Below are 487 nucleotides of genomic sequence, written 5' to 3' on the forward strand. Positions count from 1 at the left end.
GGTGTTGTAGCCCTCGATGTGCGGGCTTGGCAGCATGGAGCCGAAGAAGCCGCTGTTGGCCTTCTTCAATTCGCCGATGGCGTCGGTGCCATTGATGCCGATGCCGATCACATTGGCGGCGGCGAAACCGGCGCTTTCGGTGGCGCGCACGCCGCCGAGCACGGTGTTGTCGTTCATGCCGCCGATGATCAGGTTTTTCGCGCCGCTGGGCAGCTTGACCAGGGCCGAGTTGGTGGCGTCCATGCTGCCCGGGACGTCGAGGGTTTTCAGCGCGGCGGTGAGGATGTGGTCCTTGGGAATGCCGGCCTCTTCCAGGGATTTGATCGAGCCATCGGTGCGTTTCTTGCCGGTGTCGAGTTCATTGAAGGTGTTGATCACCGCGTAGGTGTCCTTCCAGTCCCAACCGCGTTTTTTCGCTTCGGCGGCCATGGCGGCACCTTGTTTCTGGCCCACTTCAAACGCGGCCATGCCCAGGTACGGCACGTCC

The 487-nt window shown here is 62.4% G+C and carries 1 pseudogene; it reads right to left on the reverse strand.

Going from position 1 to position 487, the window contains the following annotated elements:
• Positions 1-487 (reverse strand): annotated as a pseudogene (locus tag V3W40_RS34565) (arabinose ABC transporter substrate-binding protein); the annotation flags it as partial.

Source organism: Pseudomonas sp. AM8 (assembly GCF_036346475.1).
Taxonomy (GTDB): Bacteria; Pseudomonadota; Gammaproteobacteria; order Pseudomonadales; family Pseudomonadaceae; genus Aquipseudomonas; species Aquipseudomonas marginalis.